The following is a 17,972-nucleotide window of genomic DNA, read 5'->3' as shown; positions in this document are numbered from 1 at the left end:
GCACTCTTTCGGTCGGTGTGTGGCGCAGCTTGGTAGCGCACTGTCATGGGGTGTCAGGGGTCGGAGGTTCAAATCCTCTCACACCGACCAATCTCTCTTATTTTTCAATGACTTACCCCGCTCATTGATTGCTTGTGAAATGAGCGTCCCAAAACTGTCCCATAATTGTCACATTATACAGTAGTAAAAATTTCAAGTTTTCCTACCTGGTCATTAATAACTAACTTTCCGCTTCTAGCTTGGTAATCCTGTATCAATCGTGAAAATTCTCCTAAGTCGTAACTAGTTAATCCTGAGGTTTACCAAACAGGACATAACTATGACAAAGAAGACTCAGACGCGTGACTTGCAAATCACGTTCATTCATCAGTTCAAAAGAGCAACAAGAACAGCTTGGCCTGACAAATTTCGTTTATGTTGGTATTTCAATCCAGAAACACTGGATTATGTTTACGAACATAAGAACGAGCAATTTATCACGAATGGTTTTGTAATATCAGACGGTCTTGCAAATCAGCTTCCAGAAGAGTTCAGGAAGAAATATTTCGAGCCATCTGAGCGATGCTTATTGTTCTTATTATTCGAGCTTCAAATCGTCGATTTTATAAATTCAGATAACGTTGATGATGCAGAGTTTGAGAATGTTTTCGGTGTAACGAAGCATCGTTACTTTTCAGCCGAAGCAATTGATGAGTGGACTGAGCAGGTTGAATCACTTTAAGGGCTGCATTGCAGCCCTTTTTTAAAAAAGATTTGACATAGTTCGTCTAATCACACTTTGTCGAACTATTTTTTCAGCATGAATTAGGGTACTTAAATGTTCAATAAACCTAGAAGAGTCTGCGAAAAAGTTGGGATAAGCTTCCTTCACATCTTCTATACTGCTTGTATAAACTAGAGCTACTATTAAATTATTGTGTGGGGAAGCCGCAACACTTTCTTGATGAGCATACTTTTCTTGTGCTGAGTCAGAATCTCTTTGATTGAAGATAGTGTAGTCCAACTGACCGTTATCAGGATCAATCACTAACAGAATATATCCAGCTTCTTCGTGATCTTTAAGCTCGTCACCAACAATTTTTAAAGAATTAGCAAACGACGAAAATAACTTTACAACATCAAGTTTTCTAACTATTTTCGCTAACCTATCTAACATTTCGCCAGTATCAGCTTTTGACTGTTCAGACTTGATGAAATATCCACTGATACGATCTTCTAAACTGAGATTATGATAGTTCGTAACTTTATCAAGTACAGAAAATAAGCTTCCAACGAGCCGGAAGAAGTCTTCCCATTCCTTTTTTCCCTGATTAGTCTTTAAAGATTGATTGGTAAAAAGATCGATTATTTCAAGTGCAGTCGCCCAATAATGCTGCAAATATGTCCTGATCTGTACTTCTATATTTTTCAGCGTCTTATCTTTAGATGGAAACTGGCCTATTATGTGATAGCTTCGATACCCATCAGGTTTGGGGTTCGTTATGTAGTCTTTATACCGAAAGCGATTGTCTGAATATTTGAAAGTGCTATTTTTTCTAAGCTCTCTCGTTATTTTTCTGACTTTTTTTTCGCTTGAAACAACAGCCCTACATCCGCCTATATCTTGCATTTTTTTCAGCGTCATGTTTTCAAAACGTTGTAGTTTAGACACTATGGAAACGTATCTCTTTAAACGCTTAGCAAAAAGAGCGTCCTTTTCTATTGGAAGGACTACTTTTTGCAACAAAGTGAAGGCTACTTCTAATGAATCGGAGTGCTCGCTTCTCCAGAAAACGAGGACATCAAAGCAGTGGTTAAATTCGCTTTTATTCTCATAATTTCCGAATGCTAAGAACTTACCAGCTTTTGTAATTTGCTTCCCTGAAAATTTTGGTTTGCTCACTTGCAAAATATCGACTCTCATTACTCCAACGCGATGTCCAAAGAGAGTACACTTTAATGTCGGTAAAAAAAAGCACCCTCGCGGGTGCTCAATATTAGTCGCTTTCCAACTATCGCATAGCCAAATACGCAATAAACGCTAGAGCTAGACCGACCCCAAGACACCCAAAAGAAATTAGATATAGTCTATTCGATAGAGGTTGGTATACGATGAACTCTGGATAATCTAGCAGCAAAAACGCAAGGTTCCAGAGCGTATTAATTGTCGCAATAACAATTATTTTGTTGCTCAGCGACACCCACTTACCGCTCATTTTCAGGCACGCGATGAAAAGGCTTTCGTAGTATATTCTCATTTAATTTTTCTCCGAGTTAGTCCTGTAACTAACTAGGGGCTTTGTAGGCGAATTATTCTTCTACCTACCAACTCTCGTATCGTGTTGCTATCGATTCCTTAGTAGCTCGAATTTCTGCGAGCCATTCATCTAGTTTTTCAGTGGCCTTATTTTCCACGTCACAGCGCGTATCATATGGCACGTATGGTTCAAATGCGGCAGCTGCTGACTACTTTATGTCCCATAACTTTTCGGCTAGTGCTTCAGCTTGTTTTACAACTTTGCTTCTTTCTTTCCTGTCAATATCATGGTTTGAAATGATTTCTTGGCGAATGATCTCTGAATTATAAGCCTTGTCTCTACAGCATATTTCAATGTGAAGCGTACGTTCTAGACGTTGAAGACGGAAATAAGTAGTTCCTAGATTTAGGGATTTCTTTTTTGCGTGTACAAAATCGACATGATTACCTCATTTGTGATGAATTTAGAAAAATTCTGACAGAAAAGGGATACACAAAGCGCTGTAAACGGAAATTTATCTAGGACGGTGACTACATATTTATGTATGCAGAACCACAGTCTTACTTTCTTTAGCCATATTCTTCAGTCATATGGGAATAATATTGAAAGTGCGGTAAACCTCGACTGCGCTTTTGCTGGTTCGCGGCCAGCCGAGAGGTGCGGGCTGTAGATGATGAGCAATAATCATCGTGATTGGCGTTTGTTGTCGAAGCAAGAGAGGACACAAAAAGGGAGCCATCAGGCTCCCTACAGGTCAAACTGAGTGCTTGTTATTCAATCAGCCCCATTAGCTTTCCTGCTTCTATGAATCCGTCACGGCGGATTTGAATAACTCTGTCTTCCGTTGTTTGTGCTAGCTTTTCAAGTTCTTCGAGCTGTTGTAGATATGAATCTTTCCGAACTAACTCCAACTTGTCGTCGCCTAGCTGACGTTTACTGTTGAACATAAGTTCGTAGATAACATTACACTCTTGCGCTTTAAACTTTATGCGACTCGTTAGTAATGTCTGCTGATCAGCCGAGAACTGTGAGCGATTAGCCGAAAATAATCTCGAATGGGCTTTTTCGATCTGTGTCAAAAATCGTTGCCTGTGGCTGTACATGTAAACAAACTCATATAGTCCATTAATGTCTTGAAGCTCTTGTAGATATTTTGAAAGGATACCCTCTCGGAGCTTGCCGTTACCCTTATTCTTTGCATTCGATGTCTCCATCTCAATGGCGACAGTGCATCCTGTGTCAGCATCTACAACTAATCCATCGACCAATCGCGGATCGTTGCCCCGATTTTCAAGTAGTATCGCGAGGTCTTTCTCTGATGCGAAACCGGAAATCTGTTGACGTTTCGCTAAATCCAAAATCACTATTTGTACTGAAAGGTCATGTATCAGATTTCGCTCATTGATTCTGCTCGAATCAGAACGAAGGTGAAGCTCTCTATTCAACAGAAATTCAGCTTCTCTGATGCCCTGCGAGGTGAGTAAAATAAACCCCTTATCGATGTTCGCAAAAGAGCTGTGCAAGGTAATCAGCTGCTTTTTCTTCATGCGATTAACGAGTTTGTTCACTGCCTCTCGACTAAGTCCCAGATGGCGCTGTAGTACGCTCTTACTGGAAACTCGAAAAGCCCCGAGAATTGCCAGAACGGCATTTTCTCTTTGCATACCCAAAGTGCCTGGATCTGAAGCTTCCGCTATAAGGATATGCGTTAGTGATTTTTCAAATGCTCTTTCAACGTAGTTCATATTTTCTCCTGTGTTTTTACGTCGAAAGTAAATAGACTCAAGCGATGATAAATCGGCAGGGTGGGGCTTAATGCTATGCATTATGCCCGAGCTTCGCTTAGCTAAGCAGGCTGCTTAGCTAATGTATTTTCTAGTCATAAAATACAAACAACTTCGTTGTAGTAAACCTTCTGCACAGCAGAGCTGACGCGACTCGTCGCTGCTCTGCTACTTGCCACATTGTGGCGGCGACAGAAGTTTTACTAGGAGTCAGCTACCGCTGATTAAGCCTAACTTTCCCTTCAGTTGCTTCGGGAAAAGCGTTGCTGCGGATACACCTCGCAACTTTCGTATCGTTGATAATCAGGCAGGCACAAGTTGATTCTCAACTTGTGCCTGGTTTGTTGAGGCAAACGAAAATTAGGCTTAATCTGCGATGCTGACTCCTGCTACGTGAGCACCTGTGTTTCACACAAGAGCTCACTGCGCAATCGTTTTTGAGCTTTGCTCAAGCTGTTATTCAAACTCTGTTAGAGTTTGTTTTTAGTGCTTCTTCGAAGCAAGATGCGATTTTTCACTAGTCGCTTGAATGCCTTAATTTTAATTGCTATTGGACTTACGTATAATAAAGAAGTAAAACAGACAATTAACCCCTCTGGCAGAAGGGGAGAATTACAATGTGGAGGGAACCCAAAGATGAAAAACGTAAATATTGAGAGAAAGGTTGTCGAAGAGCCTTTTGTCGGGCATATAGATCTATCGATTGATATTCTCTCCACTTTTTCATTGGCCGCTCAGCAAAATTCTTACCCTATTTTAAAATCTGTCCGCGTAAGCTATCCAAAACACGATGAAAAATCGTTGCTGCCTTTAAGCTCGTTGACAGTAAAACTGACTGCAATTGAGGGGTGGCTCGGTGAAGAGGTTTGGCATATTGATCGGCTTGAGCCAGGGCAATCCATTAATATCAAGTTGAAAGAGCTTCGCTTTCCTTTCGAAAAGCTCTTCGGCATAACTGAACAGATTACACATGTTCTTACATTTTCTCTTCTTGATAACAAACAAAATGTACTCGCAGAGCAACATCCTAAACTAGAAATATTGCCAGCAAATTTTTGGGGTGGGGAGGAAAGACAACCTGCGTTATTAGCAGCATTTGTTAAGCCAAACGGCATTTATGTTGAGTCTCTAGTTAGACAATGTGCATTAGCTTTAGAAAAGGGTGGTTATGGCCGAACTGTAGATGGCTATCAATCTAACACAAGAGAAAAGCCTTACTTGATGCTTGCTGCGTTGTGGAATGTAGTTTTCAAAGAGAAGCTGGCATATGTAAGTCCTCCGCAAGGCTTTGCTAAAACTGGACAAAGGATTCGTTTGGCTTCCGACATAAGCAATTCTCGAATGGTTGCCTGCCTCGATTCCTCTTTATTGTTTGCCAGCTGCATTGAAGCGATGGGATTGAATTCCGTTGTTGCTGTGACAAAAGGGCACGCGTTTGTTGGTGCCTGGTTAATCGATGAGAAATTGCCGATTTTCACTAACGATGATCCGCAGGATATAAGAAAGCGAGTTGATAATAGGGATTTGGTTTTATTTGAAACAACACTAGTGACTAATGACTCTCCTGTCACATTTGAACAGGCAAAAGACCATGCACGGGAACTACTTTCTGAAGAGAACGAGTCAGAGTTTGTCATGGTTATCGATATTGCGCAGGCAAGGGCACAATCTATAAAGCCTTTATCAACAGTTGAAGAAGCCAAGGTAGAAAGAACATCAGAAGGAAGCTCTGAGGAGCTTGCTTTGCCAGTCATCCCACCGTTGCCGCCTGTCAGAAAAGATGAACAAGTTGTAGTTGAAGAAACGCCTGAGACAAGAATTGATTCATGGTCTAGAAAACTATTAGACCTGACAAAGAAAAATACCCTCTTGAACTTTAGCGACAGAGCTGTAGCTATTAAACTTTATTGTCCAAATATTGCAGTAATGGAGGACATGTTGGCAGATGGTACGAAGTTCAAATTTCTTTCTGCCCAAGAGAGTCCTCATTTTGACCCTAGTCGCGACAGTGAGATGTTTAGGCTTCAGACAGGGTCTGATGTCCATCGTGAGTATGCACTCAATCAAATTCAGAATAAGGTTTTAATTGCTAACCAGCCAGCCAAAAAGCTTGAAAAAAATTCCGTTGAATTGTTTAGACGCGCGAAGAACGACCTAGAAGAAGGTGGTTCAAACACCCTATTTTTAGCGCTAGGGTTTCTGAAATGGAAAGAGAACCCAGAAGATTCGAGAAGCTACAAAGCGCCGCTGTTGCTAATCCCTGTAAAATTAACTCGTCGAAGTGCGCGTGCAGCTGTTTATGTAGAACAATTGCAGGAAGAAGATCCTATCTTCAACCTCACGCTCATTGAGTTTCTCCAATCAGAACACGACATCAATTTGAGCGAGTTTAAGGATGAGTTGCCTGAAGATGACAGTGGCGTTGACGTCCCATTTGTTTGGCAAAGGGTTAGGGAGGCAGTTAAGGAGCAGCCAGGTTTTGAATTGGTCGAAGAATTGGTTCTCGGCTCGTTCTCCTTTGCAAAATACCTCATGTGGCGAGACTTGCGTGATCGACTCGATGATCTGAAAGAAAATCCGTTTGTTCAACATTTGGTTGATAACCCACGAGAGCCTTATTCTCAAGACAGCAGTTTCGTAAACAGAGAAGAGATAGACGATAAATTAGATCCAGCGGAGATATACACGCCGCTCAATTGCGACAGTTCACAGCTTGTAGCTGTTGATGCCTCTGCAAAAGCGCAAGACTTCGTTCTCGAAGGGCCTCCTGGTACAGGAAAATCTGAAACTATCGCCAATATAATAGCCCACAATATTGGTAAGGGGCGAAAGGTACTTTTTGTTGCTGAAAAAATGGCTGCTTTAAACGTAGTTTACCGTCGTCTTCAAAAGGTAGGGTTAGATCATCTATGTTTAGAGTTACACAGTAACAAGGCAAACAAAAGAGCAGTATTAGACCAGTTAAACAACGCTTGGCAAAAACGTGAAGGGTTGAATCCACGTACTTGGGAAGCGACTGTTGCTGACCTAAAGCAAAAGAAAGAAAAATTAAATAACTATGTAAGGGCATTACACCGAAAAAGTGAGTTTGGTGTATCACCACGTGATGCAATATCTTCAATCGCGCTAAACCTTGATTCATTAAAAATAAAGCTTGACTGGCCCCTAGATATAGCTGGCGCACCTATCAAGTCAGAAAGTGAACTGGATACGACACAAGAGTTAGTAGAACAGTTGGCTCTGGCTTTTTCCGATGTATGTGACCTTGATGTAGATGCATTCAGATTTGTCACTGCCACCGAGTGGTCTAACGTTTGGCAATCGAAACTTCTCATGTCAGTTGATGATTGGCAGCAAAAATTTCAGGCTACAAAAAAGAGCTTAGCCGAACTGTTACCTCTGTTTTCACTTGAGAGTATAGATCAAACTATTGTAAATCTTATTGCGCTTAAAAATGTTGATTACTTGGCAGACCTGGCAACTAAGCAAGACATCGCATTTGCCGTCGATATAGGAGCCAAAGAGCGTGTTGAGCTAATTTATGAGCTGGCAAGGTTAAAGGAAGAGTTCGATAACTCGCTCGATAAAATATCCCACGGTGTTAACAGTGAAAATGTATCTGAAGTGCCTATCCAACAGTGGAAGCAGTTTGCACAAGAAGCTGAATCTGGTTGGTTGAAGGCTTTTTTCAATAAGCGGAAGATCAACAAAGAAGCAGCTTCTCTGGGCATCACTAAAATAACTGACTTGTCTATCATCGATAAGATTGACCTTTGTCAGAAGCAGAAATCAGACATTGAAAGCAGGCTTGCGCACGTTGAAAAATATTCTATCTGGGAAGGCTGGACAACTACTTCTGAATCTCTTTTGAAAAAAGCAGAGGTGGGTAGTGAAGTTAGGAAAAGAATTTCAGAACTAGTGACTCTCGCTGATGATCCAACAGAAGTATTAATCCCTGTTAAGAAATGGTTTGTGGATGGAAGGGAGTTTCTAGAAGAATCAAAAGTATTTGCCACTGCTAATGCTTATTCAAAAGCTATTGACGCTTTCCTTGGTACGAACACCGTCCTTAGCGAAATAGGAGTGTCAGTAAGCAGCGATGAATCGCTAAATGTTGTTTCACAGAGCTTGGGAGATGTAACCGCAAACGCGAATAAGCTGAAAAATTGGTGTGAATGGCAATCAGCTAAAGCGCGAGCGGTATCGGTTAATCTTGAGATTTTGAGTTCAGCGCTAGAGAGTGGCTCGCTTAATCACGAGGAGTTGGGGCAGCAATTTAGAAGTGCTTTCTGCTATTGGCTTGCACCATTGCTAATTGACGCCGATCACGAACTTCGCCAATTCAAAGCATCTACCCATGAACAAACAATAGAGGCATTTAAAAAGCTCGATGAGCGTGTGGCTCAGATTACCAGTGATTATGTTATTGCGCTGGCATCTGAGGGCAAGCCTGTTAAGGAATCAAAAGATAATCCAAAAGAGTTTGGAGTCCTAGCAAAAGAGCTTCAAAAGAAAACACGACACATCCCAATCAGAGCCTTGATTAATCAACTTGGTGATTCGTTACTAGATTTATGTCCGTGCCTAATGATGTCTCCATTGTCTGTCGCGCAGTTTTTGCCTTCTGATTTTAAAGGCTTCGACTTGGTCGTCTTTGATGAAGCATCACAAATGACGACATGGGATTCAGTTGGTGCTATTGCCAGAGGCAAGAATGTTATTATTGTTGGCGACCCTAAACAAATGCCGCCCACTAATTTCTTTTCTGCGGGCGGAAATTCTGATGATCCTGATGAAGAAGATATGGAGTCAATTCTTGATCAAGCATTGGCAGCAAGGTTACCGCTCAAGCGTTTAATGGGTCATTACCGAAGCAAACATGAGACATTGATAGCCTTTTCAAATAGCAAATATTATGAAAATTCGCTGGTGACCTATCCATCATCAGAAACTAAAGAGTCGGCAGTATCTCTTCACCGTGTTAACGGTATTTATGCGAAGGGTAAAGGAAGAAATAACACCGTCGAAGCTAAAGCCGTCGTTGATGAAATTGTTCGCAGACTGTTAGATAAGCATGAGCGTAACAAGTCTATAGGTGTGGTAACTCTGAATACTGATCAGCAACGAACCATAGAGGATTTGCTTGACGATGCGAGACGGCAACACCCTTCCATAGAGAAATATTTTCAGGACAGTCAAAACAGAGATCCTGTATTTGTAAAAAATCTGGAGTCAGTTCAGGGCGATGAGAGAGACGTGATTATGCTCAGTCTTGCATATGGGCCAACTGAACCTGAAGCGAAAACGATGAGCATGAACTTCGGGCCGCTTAACAAGAGCGGTGGTGAACGCCGATTAAATGTTGCTATTACGCGAGCAACAACCGAGGTAGTCGTATTCTCAAGCTTTGACTCTTCGATGATAGATTTAAGTCGCACTAACTCTGTAGCTGTCGAGCACTTAAAACACTTCTTAGAGTTTGCTGAAAAAGGCCCAATAGCGCTTGCTGAAATAGCCTCTGCTGACCATGGTGTTGATCAATTCGATAGCGACTTTGAAGAGGCGGTAGCTCAAGCGTTGCGTGTGAAAGGCTGGAAAATACAGACCCAAGTAGGAGTTAGTAAGTTCAGAGTTGATTTGGGAGTTCTGCATCCTGACAAGCCAGGAAAATATATCGCAGGCGTTGAATGTGATGGCGCAACCTATCATGGCTCACCAGCTGCTAGAGATAGAGACAGAGTGAGACAAATCATATTAGAAAACTTAGGTTGGAATATTGTAAGACTGTGGTCTACAGACTACTTTGTCGATTCTGAGTCAGCGATAGAAAAAGTTGATGCTAAATTGCAGGAAATTCTTGAAAAGGAAAGAGAGCTAGACACACTGCATAAAGCAGAAGCAGAAGCAGAAGCAGAAGCAGAAGCAGAAGCAGAAGCAGAAGCAGAAGCAGAAGCAGAAGCAGAAGCAGAAGCAGAAGCAGAAGCAGAAGCAGAAGCAGAAGCAGAAGCAGAAGCAGAAGAAACAAATGTGCTGGCTCAAAGCGCAAATAGCGAGGCTGCTGACGAGAGCTTTTCTGAAGAAGGTGAAAAGGAAGTTTTACACAGCAAGACCTTAAATGCTGCCGACTATTTCAAACCTCAGTACAAAGAACGACTAACCTCTTTAGTCAAAGAAGTATTGTCGGAGCGCCCTGGAATAACACTTCACTCACTAGCTCTGGAAATAGCAAATCTTCATGGCTTAACGAGAACAAGTAAAAAACAAATAGATTATATTCGGGAAATAGTAGAGGCGTTTGCGGGCATCAATGAGAACGATGGATATTCGCCAACTTTATGGTTGTCACCCGAAGACCGAGTTGATCTTATTGAGTGGCGAGGCGTGGATGCCTTTGGCTATGAAAGGAAATGGAATGAGTTGGCATACGAAGAGGCACTCGGTCTTGCTAAATTCGCAGTGACGAAGAATCCAGGTTCTCCTGTCGATGTAATGTGTGATGAATTGAGGTTGAAAAGGCGACATGAAACAACGCTGTCTCAATTTAATCTATGGATAGGTGAGTTGGCTTAGCGAAGTGAGAAAAGCGCAGAAAATAGCTAAATATTAAAGGACTAAAAACATGAATGAAGTAATTTGCCCAAACTGTAAGAAAGCATTCAAGATTGACGAGGCCGGATATGCCGATATTTTAAAGCAGGTTCGCGACACTGAATTTGACAAAAAGTTGAAGGAGCGACTAGCACTCGCAGAGAAAGACAAAAACAATGCAATTGAGTTAGCGAAGGAAAAGTTCTCCGGTCAGCTTCGCGACGCGCTATCTGAAAAAGAGAGCGAAATCAGTAAGCTTAAAGCTGAGCTGGGCAATGCAGATTTGAATAAGTCGTTAGCCATTACTGAAGCATTAAAAGCCATAGAGAAAGAGAGAGACAGTCTCCAAAACGCACTCGAAAAGGCGAAAAGAGAAAGTGAAGCCAGCTCCAACCTAGAAAAAGCATCTCACCAGAGTCAGCTACAGGAAACTGCTGCGAAAAAGGATGCTGAAATCCAGGAGCTGAAGGCAAGGTTAAGTGCTGCTGAGAATTCGCAGAAACACGCTGTGGCAGAAGCGCAAAGTAGTGCTGAAAGAGAGTTGAACAAGCTAAAAAGTGATTTGGAGAAGGCGCAACTAGAGACAAAGCTTTCGGAGCAGTCACTAAAAGATAAGTACGAAACGCAATTGAAGGACAGGGACGACGCGATTGAGCGTTTACGCGATATGAAGGCTAAGCTTTCGACAAAAATGGTCGGGGAGAGCCTGGAGCAACACTGTGAAACTGAATTTAACAGGATTCGTCACACTGCATTCCCGAAAGCTTACTTCGAAAAAGATAACGATGCTCGTGGTGGAAGCAAAGGCGATTATATTTTCAAAGATCTTGATGATTCAGGTATAGAGTCTGTTTCAATCATGTTCGAAATGAAGAACGAAAACGACCAGACTGCCACTAAAAAGAAGAATGAAGATTTTCTGAAAGAGCTGGATAAAGATCGAAACGAGAAGCAATGTGAATATGCTGTGCTGGTGTCGCTACTTGAACCTGAAAGCGAGCTTTACAACACCGGAATCGTGGATGTCTCACATCGCTACCCAAAGATGTACGTAGTCAGGCCTCAATTCTTCATTCCTATAATCACTTTGCTAAGAAATGCAGCGCAAAACTCCCTCAAGTACAAGTCCGAACTAGAGCTAGTGAAAGCGCAACATATTGACATAACCAACTTCGAGAGCGATTTGGACGAGTTTAAAAAGGGCTTTGCTCGCAACTATGACTTGGCTTCGAGGAAATTCAAAACAGCAATCGATGAGATAGATAAAACCATTAACCATCTTCAGAAAACCAAAGACGCGCTGCTTGGATCAGAAAATAATCTCCGCTTAGCCAATAACAAAGCAAGTGACCTCACAGTTAAGAAACTTACTAAGAGCAATCCGACTATGGCTGAGAAGTTTCAGGAGATTGAGTAAAGCGTATCGCACATAGATGGGTGGTATATCGGTTGTCACTAGGCTTAATGCGAGAATCATTTAACAAATTTAAATTAGATGGAAAAGCATAGAACGCTTAAAAGAAGTAAAACAATATCAGAGAGCGCATCGAAATAACTTCAGTGAAAATTTGGTGTAACTTAGTCGTAAAGCCTTGAGCTGGCTTAATCGGGAAAATGCATAGTCATGGTAATAAATGCTAAAACACTCTGATTGGAAGCGTGCGTATGACTCAATAAGGAGTAAAAAATGGATGATTTGATTAATGATGAGTTGTTTTTGCAAGTAGAGGAGCACTTAAAATGTAGTGAGCAAAGTTGGCTTCTCGGCGCAGGAATAAGCTTTGACGCCAAAATACCGCTAATGTACCCCTTGACGAATAAAGTTAAAAAGGATGTGAAAGCTAGTCACAAAGAATTATACGACGATATTATTTCACCACTGTTCCAAGAGTTGCCGGATAAATGTCATATAGAGCATGTTCTAAGTCATCTTGGCGACTATGCAGCTCTAGCCGAAAGAAACAAAGATAAAAAGACCATTATTAATGGTAGTGAAATTGAGTTAACTACACTACAGAAAGTACATAGTGTAATCCTTGAATCCATTTCAAATGTGATCCGATGTGGATATGTTGAGGACAATGACGGAAATACAGTTGAGGAAGGTACTTCATCTGAGCCGATTGTCGATATCAAAGCACATCTAGAATTTATTGATACTCTATTTAACCACGCATCCGCAGGAGTTCATGAGCGAAGAAAAGTTGTTAATATTTTTACAACTAACTATGACACTCTTTTAGAAGATGCATTGGCATTAAATAAAGTATCCTACTGGGATGGGTTTGATGGAGGAGCTGTAGCCCATCGAATTCAGAAGTATGGTGAACCCGTACCAGCGAATGGACAACGTGCAAATTTAATTAAAATGCATGGCTCAATTGATTGGTTTCTTTGTGATAAGGGATATGTATGGAGAGTTAGAGACAATGACCTTTACCCGAAGGCAGATCGGAGAGTTCTAATTTACCCACAAGCTACAAAATACGTTGCCACTCAACAAGATCCTTTTTCTACACAATTTGACTTGTTCAGAAAGTCTCTGAACTCTTCCAATAGCAATATATTAGCTGTTTGCGGTTACAGTTTTGGTGATGATCACATTAACAACGAAATTGAATTTGCTTTATCAAAAGAAGAGAATAAAACCGTGTTACTGGCTTTCTTGGAGTGTAAGGAAGAAATTCCGCCATCCCTACAAAATTGGCGTACTAGTAGCTTTGGTTCAAGAGTAATTATCCTGTCTATGCACGGCTTATATATTGGGAATGTTGGCCCATTTAAAAGAGATGACAAAGACGATTATTGGTGGACGTTTTCCGGTGTTACATCAGTATTAAAGAATGGATGCGAGGTTTAGCTATGTTTACACCAACGGATGAGTTGAAAATAGGCCAAGTTGTTGAGGTGTCTGGAACCAATATAAAAGTTGAGATTTCAGATAAAATAGCCGAATTGTCCAGAACATTTAATGGACGCGTTTATCCTATTGGTCAAATAGGAAGTATGGTGAAGATTCACTATGGTCGTAAAATAATTTTTGGCCTAGTGACAATGCTCAGAATGCGATCCGAAGAGTTAATTGAAGCTGGTATGCCTGTGCCTGCTGATGCTGATCAGCGTGTAATGGAAGTCCAACTACTAGCAGAGGGCAGCTGGAATAATACAAAATTAGCATTGGCATTCAAGCGGGGAATTAAAACTTATCCTTTACCTCAGCAAGGGGTTTTTCTTCTAACTAATGAAGAAATATCTTTTGTCTATCGTTCTGCTGAAGGCACAAGAGATGATGAGGTAGACCCATTGGTTCCGTTTGCTGTTTACAGTGCATCGGAATCTACTGCCTGTAGAGCTAATATAAATAAAATGTTTGGTATGCATTGTGCGGTTCTTGGCTCTACGGGATCTGGTAAGTCAGGCACCGTTGCTGCGATCATCCATAGCGTACTATCGCATAGAAATAATGGGAAGGAGCTATCCCCTCAGATAGTGGTAATCGATCCCCATGGGGAGTATGGCTCCGCCTTTCAGGAAAGAGCTGTACAATACCGCGCCTACGACATAGCAACTGATAATGACGGTCAAGAAGAGATAAAGCTTCCGTATTGGTTAATGTCTAGTGACGAATTTACTAATCTAATTATTGGTAAAACAGAAAGAAGTGCCACTAGCCAGAACAATGCAGTTCAGAAAGCACTTGCTCACGCTAGAATGGTTGCCGCTGGGATTGTAAAGCCTAGTCCGAGAGCTTTTGGAACAAATGAACTAGATGATTTAGATAACCTTGATGACCCAAATCTTTGCGATGGCAAAGATACGTCAGATATTTTGGAGTTTGACCGTGATAAACCTAGACCATTCTGTCTGGAGGAGTTTGAAAGTCATATTAAATATATTCAGGGAGGTAGAAGAACAGGCACCGGACATGTAGCTATGACAAATACAGAGCTGGCAAAATCACCTGTTCCTTCCATATTGGATAAATTGAAGGTTCTTCGAAGAGATACACGGCTGTCGTTTATGATGAAGAATTGGGTACAGAATGATGATGAAGTTAAGTTGCATCAGGTTCTGAATCAGTTCATAGGGGCGCCCAAACAGGCTGGAAAAGATATTAGGATAATTGATATATCAGGACTGCCAAACGAAGTTGCAGGCCCACTTAGTGCATTAATTGCTAGATTGCTTTTTCAGTATAAAGTATTTCAGACCCTAAAAGAAAAAGAGCAAGATCCTATTCTATTAGTTTGTGAGGAGGCTCACAGATACGTTCCGGATCGTGGGGAAGCTCAGTACGCAGCTGCTCAGAGCGCAATTAGACGCATAGCAAGAGAGGGTAGAAAATACGGAATTGGCTTGATACTTGTAAGTCAGCGGCCAGCTGATGTGGATAGCACGGTTATCTCACAGTGTGGAACGTGGGTGGTCTTAAGATTAACAAATTCAGCCGATCAACAGCATGTCGCTCGATTTTTACCGGATGGACTATCTGGCATGGTTGGAGCACTACCAATATTATCCCAACAAGAAGCAATCTTCGTTGGGGAAGGTGCAGCTATACCTTCTAGGGTGAAAGTAAGGGACTTGAAAAAGGAACAGTTACCAAAATCAAATACGATACCATTTGCTCAGGGATGGGCATATGACCGACTAAGTATAGAAAAATTGAAGGAAATATCAGAGAGGATGTGCAGCTAAAAGCATTTTATTTAGATAGATTTCAAGCCGATTATAAACCGCTGCGTTGTTACCTTTGAATGTGCTTTTGAAGTCCTCTCCTTGTCTGTTTAAGAGGGGCTTACCCGAGTTAAATACCTGTTTTTCGCTGATAGTGTGAAAAAGAGCACCGTTTCGGTGCTCCAGTAAGGTTTTATGGCAAATATTGCCTGTTGATTATGTCACTCAATAGTCCCACCACATAAATACTGAAAATAATTACCAACCTTTCAGTCCCAAAAATGGATAGCTTGGATGTGCTTCAAACTGAGTTACCAGCTGAATTATCCAGACCGCGAATAACACGTCACCGATGATCAAACACCAATTTGTCATCCAACTCAGGACTTCCTTGAGGTATCTATATTCGTTTTGCATATGTCTCCTATTTATCTGTCTGACCTCACAGCTAACTAGGTTCAAGTAGGGAGAAATATGGACGCGCTCGCTTCCTCTTTAACGAGGCAATAAATAAGTTGTACTTGAGAAAAATTTCCTTAAGTTCGATTTAGATACTCCATCTACTAAAGGAAAGAATATGAGCCTACTTAGTCACAAACTCTTTGATCATTGCGACCTTGAGTCAGAGCACCCCGAGTTAATAGAGGATGAAATTGATATGCCAGTTATTAACCCTGGCTCTGGATTACCACTTATGAGGAAAAGTGTTATTGATGTCGGCGGCTATGTGCTGGGGGATGGGCCATCGGAGGAGACAGAAAGCATAGCTTCGCCAGTGATGTTGGAATGTAACCACACTTTTGACTCAGAACTAGACATTTTAACCTCAGCGGAGACTGTAAGCTCTTTCGATGATGATTTTTCGACTAGTTTCGATAGCGGGTTTATCGATGATGACTGGGTTTAAAAAACTATAAAAAAAGTTTTTTTATAGTTTTCCCAAATTATTCATGCATATAGCGCTCGGATACACAAAACCACGTAAATCCGCATCGAAAATTTAGACTTTTTTTATAGCATGTCCTTAGTTCAACAAGAAAGGCAAAGTGCTGTATGAAAAAATCCGTGTCGCGAAGTACATCAACGAATACCTGGCTGATGATCCTGTTTCATCTCAAACAGTCATCAACTGGATTAAGAACGGTGAGCTGAAAGGTGCCAAGCGTGGTGGTATCTGGATGGTTCACGTTGATGATACTCGTGAGTCAATGACATATACAACCCCTAAAGATGAGTGTTTCAACATGCTTATGGGAGCTAACTAATGGGTTTAAAGCAAATGGGACGCAAACGTAAACTCGAAAATGCAGATCTGCCATTGAGCCTTTACACTCGCCCATTACGCGGTGTGACTCGTTACTTTTATCGCAATGTTCTGGGCAAGGACACTTACTTTCCTGTTGAGTTTAAGCTTGCTGATATTAAGCAATCGGTTATCGAGTTCAACGAAACACATCGTAACAGTGCTGAAGCCTTGAAATATCGCGCAGATAAGTACAACGTGCGAGTTCATAAAGTGTGGCACAAGATAAAGCAAAACCTCGACGAAGAGAACGAAGGAAAATCTCAAAGTACGCTGAATACGTTTGATAATGATTGTGAGCGCTTTATCAACTTCTTCGCGAATTATTACACCAAAGAAATTACCCTAGAGGATGTTAATGAGTATTTAGATGAGTATCACTCAGGCGCGACCTTCAACGTCCGTAATAGAAAAATTCTCTTTCTGAGAGCCATTTTTGCTGAGTTTACAGATATGAGCTACATGGAGCGAAATTGCGCTAACGACAAAAAGCTCAAGAAGAAGTCAAAAAAGGCTAAATCAAAAACGCCAATTCGTATCTCTAAGTATGCGCTCATGATGATGGCTGACGAAGCTGAGCCATTTCTAAGAACAGCAATAATGCTTTCACTTCAAACTTGTCACGCAGTTAATGAGATTGTGAATCTGAAATACTCAGATTGTCATTATTTTTCGAGTCCGAAGGTCTATTGTGTGGAAAGTGGAACCTATCTAGAGCCAAACCAGGGTGCTCCTGAAGAACTTCTTGTGCATGGAATGATGTGGATTTCCAGAGAGAAGAACCAACATAGTGCTGCTTCAAGAGTTGAGATTCCAATTACAAACGAAATGATGGCTACGATTGAGGCTTCGGTGCAAGATTTAGGTGAGGTTTTTGTTAAAGGTACAGAGCCAAGCTGCCCATACATTGTTCACCGTAAAAAGCGCTATCACAAAGTCAATTATTCGAGTGATTTTGAACATCCTTGGCAGTTGACTCCTCGTTACCTAAGCAAACAATTCTCATAATTACGAGATGATATGGGACTTTATCTTGATATCGAAGTAAGAAGAGATCGTCCAGGCTTCCACGAGATTCGCTCTATCGCAATTTATCTTCATGATCAGCAGGCTAGGGACGAGGAAAATACGATGAATCGTGCAGCACATTCAGATTTAGGGATGACTCAGCACTACAAGGAAGGCCATGAAAAATTTAAACGAGTACCTCCATCCACCGTTTCTCTTTAATACTAATAGCCGCCGCAAATGGCGGCTTTTTTGTTTGCCCAGCGAAGCTGGCAAACCCGTCAGGTTGGAAGAAACCTGAATCACCCTGACTGAGGGGAAGATAATCTGAATGGCAAGGGCGTTGTTGGCCAACGACAGGGTCCGAAGGAAGCC

At 41.5% G+C, this 17,972-nt stretch carries 11 protein-coding genes and 1 tRNA gene; 9 read left to right on the top strand and 3 right to left on the bottom strand.

What is annotated here, in order from left to right; all coding sequences use genetic code 11:
• The first annotated feature begins 13 nt into the window (after nucleotides 1–13).
• Nucleotides 14–90: transfer RNA gene (locus tag O9X84_RS16315), tRNA-Pro, on the top strand.
• Between the two features lie 229 nt (nucleotides 91–319).
• Nucleotides 320–721 carry a hypothetical protein gene (locus O9X84_RS16310; RefSeq protein WP_269520744.1) on the top strand — a complete coding sequence of 134 codons (402 nt, stop codon included), beginning with the start codon at nucleotides 320–322 and terminating at the stop codon, nucleotides 719–721.
• A gap of 21 nt (nucleotides 722–742) precedes the next feature.
• On the opposite strand, the gene O9X84_RS16305 is transcribed toward O9X84_RS16310, so the two are convergent.
• Nucleotides 743–1,903, bottom strand: a complete 1,161-nt coding sequence (locus O9X84_RS16305) for a RelA/SpoT domain-containing protein (protein WP_269520743.1) — start codon at nucleotides 1,901–1,903, stop codon at nucleotides 743–745.
• A 1,104-nt stretch (nucleotides 1,904–3,007) separates the two neighbouring features.
• Nucleotides 3,008–3,982 carry a MarR family transcriptional regulator gene (locus tag O9X84_RS16300; protein WP_269520742.1) on the bottom strand — a complete coding sequence of 325 codons (975 nt, stop codon included), beginning with the start codon at nucleotides 3,980–3,982 and terminating at the stop codon, nucleotides 3,008–3,010.
• A gap of 675 nt (nucleotides 3,983–4,657) precedes the next feature.
• On the opposite strand from O9X84_RS16300, the gene O9X84_RS16295 reads away from it, so the two are divergent.
• The 7 genes from O9X84_RS16295 (at nucleotide 4,658) to O9X84_RS16265 (ending at nucleotide 17,597) form a co-directional block, all read left to right on the top strand.
• On the top strand, nucleotides 4,658–10,591 hold the full coding sequence (locus O9X84_RS16295; protein WP_269520741.1) for a DUF4011 domain-containing protein: 5,934 nt from the start codon (nucleotides 4,658–4,660) through the stop codon (nucleotides 10,589–10,591).
• 49 nt (nucleotides 10,592–10,640) lie between these two features.
• Complete coding sequence (locus tag O9X84_RS16290; RefSeq protein ID WP_269520740.1) at nucleotides 10,641–12,026, top strand: DUF2130 domain-containing protein; 1,386 nt, start codon at nucleotides 10,641–10,643, stop codon at nucleotides 12,024–12,026.
• A gap of 270 nt (nucleotides 12,027–12,296) precedes the next feature.
• Nucleotides 12,297–13,469 (top strand): SIR2 family protein, encoded by a 1,173-nt coding sequence (locus tag O9X84_RS16285; RefSeq protein WP_269520739.1) that lies wholly within the window; start codon nucleotides 12,297–12,299, stop codon nucleotides 13,467–13,469.
• Between the two features lie 2 nt (nucleotides 13,470–13,471).
• Nucleotides 13,472–15,307, top strand: coding sequence for an ATP-binding protein (locus O9X84_RS16280; RefSeq protein ID WP_269520738.1), 1,836 nt, complete (start codon nucleotides 13,472–13,474; stop codon nucleotides 15,305–15,307).
• Between the two features lie 556 nt (nucleotides 15,308–15,863).
• Nucleotides 15,864–16,193: a hypothetical protein gene (locus tag O9X84_RS16275; protein ID WP_269520737.1), complete on the top strand. Its 330-nt coding sequence runs from the start codon at nucleotides 15,864–15,866 to the stop codon at nucleotides 16,191–16,193.
• A 139-nt stretch (nucleotides 16,194–16,332) separates the two neighbouring features.
• On the top strand, nucleotides 16,333–16,551 hold the full coding sequence (locus O9X84_RS16270) for a helix-turn-helix domain-containing protein (RefSeq protein WP_269520736.1): 219 nt from the start codon (nucleotides 16,333–16,335) through the stop codon (nucleotides 16,549–16,551).
• Complete coding sequence (locus O9X84_RS16265; protein ID WP_269520735.1) at nucleotides 16,551–17,597, top strand: hypothetical protein; 1,047 nt, start codon at nucleotides 16,551–16,553, stop codon at nucleotides 17,595–17,597. Before O9X84_RS16270 ends, O9X84_RS16265 begins: the two co-directional genes overlap by 1 nt.
• A gap of 187 nt (nucleotides 17,598–17,784) precedes the next feature.
• Here the strand turns inward: O9X84_RS16265 and O9X84_RS16260 are convergent.
• Nucleotides 17,785–17,972, bottom strand: a 188-nt coding sequence (locus O9X84_RS16260; protein ID WP_269520734.1) for a hypothetical protein, incomplete at its 5' end; no start/stop codon positions are given.

It is taken from the genome of Alteromonas sp. BMJM2, from assembly GCF_027257845.1.
Classification (GTDB): Bacteria; Pseudomonadota; Gammaproteobacteria; order Enterobacterales; family Alteromonadaceae; genus Alteromonas.
Note: the sequence above shows the minus strand (reverse complement) of the source record. Positions and strands in the feature narration are given on the sequence as shown.